Origin of the sequence: Micromonospora sp. NPDC047465 (assembly GCF_040643125.1) — a bacterium.
Classification (GTDB): Bacteria; Actinomycetota; Actinomycetes; order Mycobacteriales; family Micromonosporaceae; genus Micromonospora.
On record NZ_JBEYTP010000095.1, the window covers coordinates 1 to 9,909 of the forward strand.

The window sequence follows — 9,909 nt, forward strand, 5'->3', positions numbered from 1 at the left end:
GCGAGCCTGGCGTCGAACACCGGCGCACGACCCACCAGACCCGCCGCCATCCGCGCCGACTGCGCCCCCTGACCCGGGAACACGAACACCGGACCGGCACCGGAACCGGTCGCCGTACCGGAGACGACGTTGCCGGCCGGAGACCCGGCAGCCAGCGCGTCCAGCCCGGCCAGCAACTCCTCCGCGCCCGCGCCGACCACCACCGCCCGCTGGTCCAACGTCGACCGGGTCGTGACCAACGACCAGCCGACCGCCGCCGCATCGACGTCGCCGTGCTCGCGGACGTGCGCGGCGAGCCGGGCCGCCTGACCCGCCAGCGCCGCCTTCGACCGCGCCGACACCGGCCAGACGAGGACATCGGAGTCGACCAGACCGGGGGCGGCCGGGTCGGGCTGGGCCGTGGTGGTCTCCGGCTCGTTCGGCTGCTCGATGATGACGTGGGCGTTGGTGCCGGAGATGCCGAACGAGGAGACGGCTGCCCGGCGCACCCGGCCCGTCTCGGGCCACGGCCGTGCCTCGGTCGTCAGCTCGATGGCGCCCGCCGACCAGTCGACGTGCGGGGTCGGCTCGTCCACGTGCAGCGTCGCCGGCACGACCCCGTGCCGCATCGCCAGCACCATCTTGATCACGCTGGCCACGCCCGCGGCGGCCTGCGCGTGCCCGATGTTGGACTTCAGCGAGCCGAGGAGCAGCGGCGCGGCGTCCTCCCGGTCCTGCCCGTACGTGGCCAGCAGCGCCTGCGCCTCGATCGGGTCACCGAGTGTCGTGCCGGTGCCGTGCGCCTCCACCACGTCGACGTCGGCCGTGGACAGCCGGGCGCTCGTGAGTGCCTGGCTGATCACCCGCTGCTGGGCGGGGCCGTTCGGGGCGCTCAGGCCGTTGGAGGCGCCGTCCTGGTTCACGGCGGAGCCGCGTACCACGGCGAGGATCCGGTGGCCGTTGCGGCGGGCGTCGGACAGCCGCTCGACCAGCAGCCAGCCGACGCCCTCGGAGAACCCGGCACCGTCGGCGGAGGCGGCGAAGGACTTGCACCGGCCGTCCGGGGAGAGGGCCCGCTGCCGGCTCGACCCGACGTACAGGCCCGGGGTGGCCATCACGGTCACGCCGCCGGCCAGGGCCAGGTCACACTCCCCCGCCCGCAGCGCCTGCACGGCGAGGTGCAGGGCCACCAGGGACGAGGAGCAGGCCGTGTCGATCGACACGGCCGGCCCCTCCAGCCCGAGGGTGTACGACACGCGACCGGACGCGACGGCCGCCGCGCCCCCGGTCATCGAGTGTCCCTCGTCGCCGTCCGGCGACATCATCAGCAGTGTGGCGTAGTCCTGCCCGTTGGTGCCGACGAACACCCCGGTCCGGCTGCCGCGCAGGGAGGCCGGGTCGATGCCGGCGGCCTCGACCGCCTCCCAGGAGGTCTCCAGCAGCAGGCGCTGCTGGGGATCCATGGCGAGCGCCTCGCGGGGCGAGATGCCGAAGAATGCGGCGTCGAAGTCCCCGGCGCCGTCGACGAACCCGCCCTCCCGGGCGTACGAGGTGCCCGGGTGGTCGGGGTCGGGGTGGTAGAGCCGCTCCAGGTTCCAGCCCCGGTCGTCGGGGAAGGGCGCCACGGCGTCCCGGCCGTCCCGCAGCAACTCCCACAGGTCGTCGGGGTTGCGCACCCCGCCGGGCAGGCGGCAGCTCATCGCCACGATCGCCACCGGCTCCAGTTCCTGGGACTGCACCTCACTGAGCCGGCGGCGGGTGTCGTGGAGATCAGCCATGACCCGCTTGAGGTAGTCGCGGAGCTTGTCTTCATTGGCCATCGGAGTGCCGCTTCCTGAGCAGGGACGAAGGGGAGCCGGAGCTGGGGTCAGGAGATGCCGAGGTCCTTGTCCACCATGGCGAACAGTTCGTCGTCGGTGGCGTCGTCGAGGTGCCGGCCGATGTCGCTGCCACCGCTCTCCTGGCCGAGCCGGGAGAGCATCGCCTGGAGGCGCACGGTGGCCCGCACCCGCGCCGCCTCGTCCCGCGCCACCACGTCGAGGCTGTCGGCGATCCGGTCGAGGTCGTCGAGCAGAGCGGTGGGGGTGACCACGTCGTCCTGGGCGACCTCGGCGAACAGGTACTCGGCCAGGGTCGTCGGCGTCGGGTAGTCGAACACCAGGGTGACGGGCAGACCCACGCCGGTGGCCGTGCCGAGCCGGTTGCGCAGCTCGACCGCGGTGACGGAGTCGAAGCCCAGCTCCCGGAACGCCCGGTGCTCGTCCACCGACTCGGCGGACGGGTAGTTCAGCACGGCGGCGACCTGGCTGCGGACGACGGCGAGCAGCACGGCGAGCCGTTCGGCCGCGGGGAGCCCGGCGAGGTGATCCTGCAACGAGTCGGGGCTGCCGGCGGCCTCCAGGGTGGCGGTCCGCTCGGCCGTCTGCAGCCGGCGCACGTCCGGCAGGTCGCTGATCAGCGCACCGGGTCGGGTGGCGGTGAAGGCCACGGAGAACCGTTCCCAGGCGATGTCGGCGATGGTGAGGAACGCCTCGCCGTGGTCCACGGCCTGGTGCAGGGCGGTGATCGCCGCCTCGGGGGCCATCTCCGGTACGCCGTGGCGGTGCAGCAGCTCACCGAACGGGCCCTCGGCCATGCCGCCGCCGGCCCAGGCGCCCCACGCGACGGAGGTGCCGGGCAGCCCGAGGCCGCGTCGGTGCTGGGCGAGCGCGTCGAGGAACGCGTTGCTCGGCGCGTAGTTGCCGACGCCCGAGCTGGCGACGCTGCCGGCGAAGGAGGAGAACATGATGAAGGCGGACAGGTCCAGGTCCAGCGTCAGCTCGTGCAGGTTGTACGCGACGTCGACCTTGGCCTGGAGCACCCGTTCGATCTGCTCCAGCCGGATGTCGTTGATCATGGCGTCGTCGAGTACGGCGGATGCGTGCACGACCGTGGTGAGCGGGTGCTCCGCCGGGATCGCCTCGATCAGCGCGGCGAGCGCGTCCCGGTCCGAGGCGTCGCACTCGGCCACGGTGACCTGAACGCCCAGCCCGGTGATGTCGTCGACGAGTTGCTGCGCGCCGGGCGCGGCCATGCCCCGCCGGCTGACGACGACGATGTTCTGTGCGCCACAGCGGGCCAGCCACCGGGCGGCGTGCCCGCCCAACGCGCCGGTGCCGCCGGTGACCAGCGCCGTGCCGGACGGCTTCCACGGGTTGGCCGGCTGGCTGTCGCCGAGCGGGACCCGGGTGAGCCGGCGGGCCAGCAGGCCGCCGGGGCGTACCGCGATCTGGTCCTCCTCGCCGGCGGCGGTGAGGGCCGCGACGAGCAGGCCGGCGCAGTGCTCGTCCACGGCCTCGGGCAGGTCCACGAGGCCGCCCCAGCGCTGCGGGTGTTCGAGCGCGGCGACCCGACCGAAGCCCCAGACCAGCGACTGCACCGGGGAGCGCAGCAGGTCGGTCAGGCCGACCGAGGCCGCGCCGGAGGTGACGCTCCACATGGGCGCGCGCAGGCCGATGTCGCCGAGGGCCTGGAAGAGCGCGACGGTGGCCGCGAAACCGCCCGGCACGGACGGGTGCAGCGGGTGGGCCAGCTCGTCGAAGGCGAGCAGCGACACCACGCCGGCGACGTCGACCGTCCCGTCGCCCTGCCCGGGCACGGCGGCGAGCGCCTCCCGCACCAGCTTGGCGAGCAGGTCGCGGCCGGCGTCGGCGGTGGAGACCGGGACGGGAACCAGGGTCGCCCCCGCCTCCGCGAACGCCTCGACGCAGGCATCCTGCCACGGCTCCACGATGTCGCCGGTCGGCAGCACCACGATCCAGGTGCCCGCCATGCCCCGGTTGTGCACGCCGGTCAGCGGCTTCCAGGTGTCCTGGTAGCGCCAGCTGTCGATGTCGGACTGGCGGCGGCGCTTCCGCCGCCACGAGGTGAGCAGGGGCAGGGCGGGGCGCAGCGCGTCGAGGGCCTCGTCCGGGAGGGTGTCCTCCGTGGCGACGGTCTCGGCGAGCGCGGTCAGGTCCCCGCGTTCCACGGCCGCCCAGAAGCTGGCGTCGCCCGGGTCGGCCGTCCCCTGGAGCAGGCTCTCCAGGTCGGGGCCGCCGCTGCCGTCCAGCCACAACCGCTGGTGGTCGAACGCGTACGTGGGCAGCGCCGTCACGTCCGTCTCGGCGAGCACCGTCGTCAGGTCGACGGGCAGGCCGATCGCGTGCGCGGTGGCCAGGTTGGTCAGCAGTCGCGTCGGGTCGTCGTCGCCCCGACGCAGGCTGCCCAGCGTGTGCCCGGTGGTGCCGGTGTCGTCGAGGATCGCGGTGATCGGCATGGTCAGCACGGGGTGCGGGGAGATCTCCACGAACGTGCCGTGCCCGGCGCCGATCGCGACCCGCACGGCCGCGTCGAACTGGACCGTCTGCCGCAGGTTGTCGTACCAGTAGTCGGCGGTCATCGACGTCGGGTCCACCCAGTCACCGGTCAGCGTCGACACCAGGCGGGTGTGACCGGGCTGCGGGGCGATGTCGGCCAGGTCGGCGCGCAACTGCTCGGCAACCTCCTGCACGGATGGCGAGTGCGAGGCGTAGTCCACCGGAATCAGTCGCGCCCGCACACCCTCGGCCTGGCAGGACTCCACCAGGTCCGCCACCGGCTGCGGCGGCCCCGACACCACCACCGTCGACGGACCATTCACCGCCGCCACCCCCACGCCGGGGAAGGCGGCCAGCCGCTCGGCGACCGCCTCGGCGGACAGGTCCACCGACGCCATCGTCCCCGTCCCCCGCAGCACCGCCAGAGCCCGCGACCGCAACGCCACCGTCCTGGCGGCGTCCTCCAGCGACAGGATCCCCGCCACGCACGCCGCACCGATCTCACCCTGCGAGTGACCGATCGCCACGTCCGGGACCACGCCGGCCGCGCGCCAGACGGCGGCCAGGGCCATGCCCACGGCCCACAGCACCGGCTGCACGACCTCGACCCGGTCCAGCCACGACTCGTCATCACCCGTGAGGACGGAGACGAGGTCCACGTCCAGGTACGGGGCCAGGGCCGCCTGGCACTCCGCGAGGCGGTCGTCGAACACCGGCGTACGACCCACCAGACCGGCCGCCATCCGCGCCGACTGCGCCCCCTGACCCGGGAACACGAACACCGGACCGGCACCGGAACCGGTCGCCGTACCGGAGACGACGTTGCCGGCCGGAGACCCGGCAGCCAGCGCGTCCAACCCGGCCAGCAACTCCTCCGCGCCCGCGCCGACCACCACCGCCCGCTGGTCCAACGTCGACCGGGTCGTGACCAACGACCAGCCGACCGCCGCCACATCGACGTCGCCACGCTCGCGGACGTGCGCGGCGAGCCGGGCCGCCTGACCCGCCAGCGCCGCCTTCGACCGCGCCGACACCGGCCAGACGGTCACGTCCGACGCGATCAGGCCGGGCCGGCGGGCCGACTCGACGGCCGCCTCCCCGTCCACGCTCTCGGGACCGGCGACGCCGGGCCGGTACTCCTCCACGATCACGTGCGCGTTCGTGCCGCTCACCCCGAACGAGGACACGCCGCCACGGCGCGGCCGGCCCAGCTCCGGCCACGGCCGGGCCTCGGTGAGCAGGGACACCGCGCCCGCGGACCAGTCCACGTGCGGGGACGGCTCGTCGATGTGCAGGGTCTCCGGCATGACGCCGTTGCGCACCGCCATCACCATCTTGACCATGCCCGCGACGCCGGCCGCGCTCTGGGTGTGGCCGATGTTCGACTTCACCGAGCCGAGCCACAGCGGCCGGTCGGCGGGGCGGTCCTGCCCGTACGTGGCGATGAGCGCCTGCGCCTCGATGGGGTCGCCGAGGGTGGTGCCGGTGCCGTGCGCCTCGACCATGTCGACGTCGGCGCTGCCGAGCCGGGCGTTGGTGAGGGCCTGCCGGATGACCCGCTGCTGGGATGGGCCGTTCGGGGCGGTGAGGCCGTTGGAGGCGCCGTCCTGGTTGAGGGCGCTGCCCCGGATGACGGCGAGGATCGGGTGGCCGTTGCGCTCGGCGTCGGCGAGCCGCTCCACGACGAGCACGCCGCCGCCCTCGCCCCAGCCGGTGCCGTCCGCGCCGGCCGCGAACGCCCTGCACCGTCCGTCGACGGACATGCCGCGCTGCCGGGAGAAGACGATGAAGACGCCGGGGGTGGCCATCACGGTGACGCCGCCGGCGATGGCCAGGTCGCACTCGCGGCGGCGCAGCGCGTTCGCCGCGAGGTGCAGCGCCACCAGGGACGACGAGCAGGCGGTGTCGACGGTGACGGCCGGCCCGTTGAGGCCGAGCGTGAACGAGATCCGGCCGGACGCGACGCTGGTGGTGTTGCCGGTGCCGAGGTACATGTCGACGCCCTCGGGCACGTACGACAGGCCCATCCCGTAGTTGGACGTGCTCAGCCCGACGAAGACGCCGGTCTGGCTGCCGCGCAGCGACAGCGGGTCGATGCCGGCCCGCTCGATGGCCTCCCAGGACGTCTCCAGCAGCAGCCGCTGCTGGGGGTCCATCGCCAGTGCCTCGCGGGGGCTGATGCCGAACAGGGACGGGTCGAAGTCGCCGGCCCCGTCGAGGAAGCCGCCGACCCGGGTGTAGCTCTTGCCCGGCTTGTTGGGGTCGGGGTCGTACAGGCCCTCCAGGTCCCAGCCCCGGTCGTCCGGGAACTCGGTGAGGGCGTCCCGGCCCTCGACGACCAACTCCCAGAGGTCCTCCGGCGACCGGACGCCGCCGGGGAAGCGGCAGCTCATCGAGACGATGGCCAAGGGTTCCTGCTCGCGCGCCTCGACGGTCTGCAGCTTCCGCTTGGTGTCGTGCAGGTCGGCGGTCACCCGCTTGAGGAAGTACCGAAGCTTGTCGTCGCTCATCGCGTGGCGCCTTCCTCGATCCAGAAGTCGGTCATCTCAGGAGATTCCAAACTCTTTGCTGATGAAGTCGAAGATCTCGTCGTCGCTGGCCGACTCGAGGTCGGGCCGGTCCTCCTCGACGGCGGGCCCGGCGGCCAGGTCGGACGCCTTGGCCAGCAGGTCCCGCATCCGGGCCGTGAACCGGTCCCGGGCCGCCACGTCGAGCGGGATCGTGGTGAGCAGGCTCTCCACCGCGTCGATGCTCTGGAAGATGGGCTGGGTGGAGGGCGCCGCGTCGGCGGCGATCTCGCTGGTCAGCTTCTCGGCGAGCGCCGTCGGTGTCGGGTAGTCGAAGACCAGCGTCGCCGGCAGCCGCAGCCCGGAGAGACCGTTGAGCCGGTTGCGCAGGTCGACGGCGGTGAGCGAGTCGAAACCCAGGTCGGTGAAGAGGCGGCCGGGGTCGATCGCGTCGGCGCTGGCGTGGCCGAGGACCGCGGCGATGTTCGCCCGGACCACGTCGAGGACCACCTTGAGCCGTTCCGGCCCGGCCAGGCCGGCCAGCCGCTGGCTGAGCGGCACTCCGCCGGTGCGGCCACCTGCCGCGTCGACGGAGCGCCGCAGCGGCACCCGGACCAGAGCCCGGAGCATCGGGCCGAGGGACCCGGACTCGGCCTGCGTCCGCAGCGTCCCGACGTCCAGCCGCATCGGTACGACGGTCGCCGCGTCCAGCCGCCACGCCGCGTCGAAGAGGTCCAGTGCCTGCTCGGTGGACAGGCCGGCGGCGCCCTGCTCGGCCATCCGCCGCACGTCCGCGTCGCCCAGGTGACCGGTCATGCCGCTGGCCTGCTCCCACAGGCCCCACGCCAGGGAGATGCCCGCGAGCCCCCGGGCCCGCCGGTGTGCGGCGAGGGCGTCGAGGAAGGCGTTCGCCGCCGCGTAGTTCGACTGGCCGGCGCTGCCGAGGGTGGCCGCCGCCGAGGAGAAGAGCACGAACGCCGCGAGGTCGATGCCCTCGGTGAGCCGGTGCAGGTGCCACGCCGCGTCGATCTTCGGCACGGCGACGGCGTCGAGGCGGTCGGGGGTCATCGACTCCAGCACCCCGTCGTCGAGGACGCCCGCGGCGTGCACGACGGCGGTGAGCGGGCGCCCGGCGGGCACCCCGGCGAGCAGCGCCGCCAGGGCGTCCGGGTCGGCGGCGTCGCAGGCGGCGACGGTCACCGCCGTACCGGCGGCGGCCAGCTCGGCGACGAGGTCGCCGATGCCCTCGGCGCTCGCGCCGCGCCGCCCGGCCAGCAGCAGGTGTTTCACGCCGTGGGCGGTGGCGAGATGCCGGGCCAGGAGGCGACCCAGCACGCCGGTGCCGCCGGTGATCAACACGGTGCCGTCCGGGTCGATGCCGCCGGGCAGCAGCTCCACCCCGGCCGGGACGCGCCCGAGGCGCGGCGTGCGGACCTGCCCGGCCCGCACGGCCAGCTGCGGCTCGCCCGAGGCGATCGCGGCGGCCAGCACCGCCGCGCTGTCCTGGTCGTCGTCGAGGTCCACCAGTTGCAGCCGGCCCGGGTGTTCGAGCTGGGCGGTGCGCAGCAGACCCCACACCGGGGCCTGGCGCAGGTTCACCGCGTCCTGCTCCCCCGCCGCGACCGCGTCGCGGGTGACCAGCACGAGACGGGACTCGGCGAACCGGTCGTCGGCGAGCCAGGTCCGCAACCCCGCGAGCGTACGGTGCGTGGTGGCCCGCGCCTGCCCGGCCAGCGCCGGGTCTGTCGGGTCGCCGGCCCCGCCGACGGGGACGATCACCGCCTCGGGCGCGGGCTCGCCCCCGGCGAGCAGGTCCCCGAGGGAGTCCAGGTCCACGTCGGTACGTACCCGCGCGCCGGCCGCCTCGCAGGCGGCGCTGAGGGCGAGGTCGTCCCCGCCGAGCACCGCCCACCGGGTGGCCGCCGGCACCGGGGCGGTGGGCAGCGGCAGCGCCGGCCAGTCCACCTGGAACAGCGACTCGTGCCGGCCGGAGCGGGCCGCGCCGAGCGAGTCGCCGGAGACCCGGCGCATGATCAGCGAGTCGACGTGCATGACCGGGGCGCCGGTGGCGTCGGCGACCTGGAAGGACACCCCGACCTCGCCGGCCGCGGCGACGCGTACGCGCAGGGCGGTCGCCCCGGCTGCCAGCAGCGTGACCCCGGTCCAGGCGAACGGGAGCCGGGGGACGCTGGCGTCGGCGCCGTCGCCCATCCGGCCCAGGAAGCCGCCGATCGACATGGCCTGCAGGGCGCCGTCGAGCAGCGCGGGGTGCACGCCGAACCGGCCCGCCTCGCTGTGGTGGTCGGCCGGCAGTTCCACCTCCGCGAAGACCTCGTCACCGCGCGTCCACGCGGCGCGCAGGCCGCGGAACGCCGGGCCGTAGCCGAAGACGGTCGCCTCGATGCCGGCGTAGAAGCTGCCGGAGTCGACAGGGGTCGCGCCGGGCGGCGGCCACACCCCCAGGTCGAAGGCGGGCGCGCCGCCGTCGGCCGGGTGGGGACCGAGCAGGCCGGTGGCGTGGCAGGTCCAGGCGACGTCGGCCAGGATCTCGTCCGAGCCGTCCCGGTACGGCCGGGAGTAGAGCTGGACGCCGCGCCGGCCGTCGTCGTCCCGGTCGCCGACCAGGAGCTGGACCTGGAGCGCGCCGAGCTCGGGCAGGACGAGCGGGGCGAGCAGGGTCAGTTCCTCCAGCCTCGGGCAGCCCGCCTGCTCCCCGGCGTACGTGGCCAGTTCCACGAAGGCGGTGCCGGGCAGCAGGATGTTGTCCATCACCCGGTGCTCGCCCAGCCACGGGTGGGTACGCACCGACAGCCGCCCGGTGAAGACCATCCGCTCGTTGTCCGGGAAGGTCAGCGCGGCGCTGAGCAGTGGGTGTCCGGCGTCCTGGAGGCCCGCGGAGGCGACGTCCTGCACCCGGTGCGCGGGCGCGTCGAGCCAGTACCGCTGGTGGTCGAAGGCGTACGTCGGCAGCGGCACGGTGTCGGTCCCCGTCAGGACCTTCGTCAGGTCGACGGGCAGGCCGATCGCGTGCGCGGTGGCCAGGTTCGTCAACAGCCGCGTCGGATCGTCGTCGCCCCGACGCAGGC

3 protein-coding genes are annotated in these 9,909 nt (G+C 74.5%); all 3 read right to left on the reverse strand.

The features are described 5' to 3' along the window. Positions 1-1,799: beta-ketoacyl synthase N-terminal-like domain-containing protein (locus ABZ793_RS34215; RefSeq protein ID WP_357465067.1), on the reverse strand; the 1,799-nt coding region annotated here is incomplete at its 3' end. Between the two features lie 47 nt (positions 1,800-1,846). Continuing rightward, the gene (locus ABZ793_RS34220; protein WP_357465069.1) at positions 1,847-6,826 is read right to left on the reverse strand and encodes a type I polyketide synthase; all 4,980 of its coding nucleotides are present in this window, start codon (positions 6,824-6,826) and stop codon (positions 1,847-1,849) included. A gap of 36 nt (positions 6,827-6,862) precedes the next feature. Then, a partial coding sequence (locus tag ABZ793_RS34225; protein WP_357465071.1) for an SDR family NAD(P)-dependent oxidoreductase occupies positions 6,863-9,909 on the reverse strand: 3,047 nt, incomplete at its 5' end.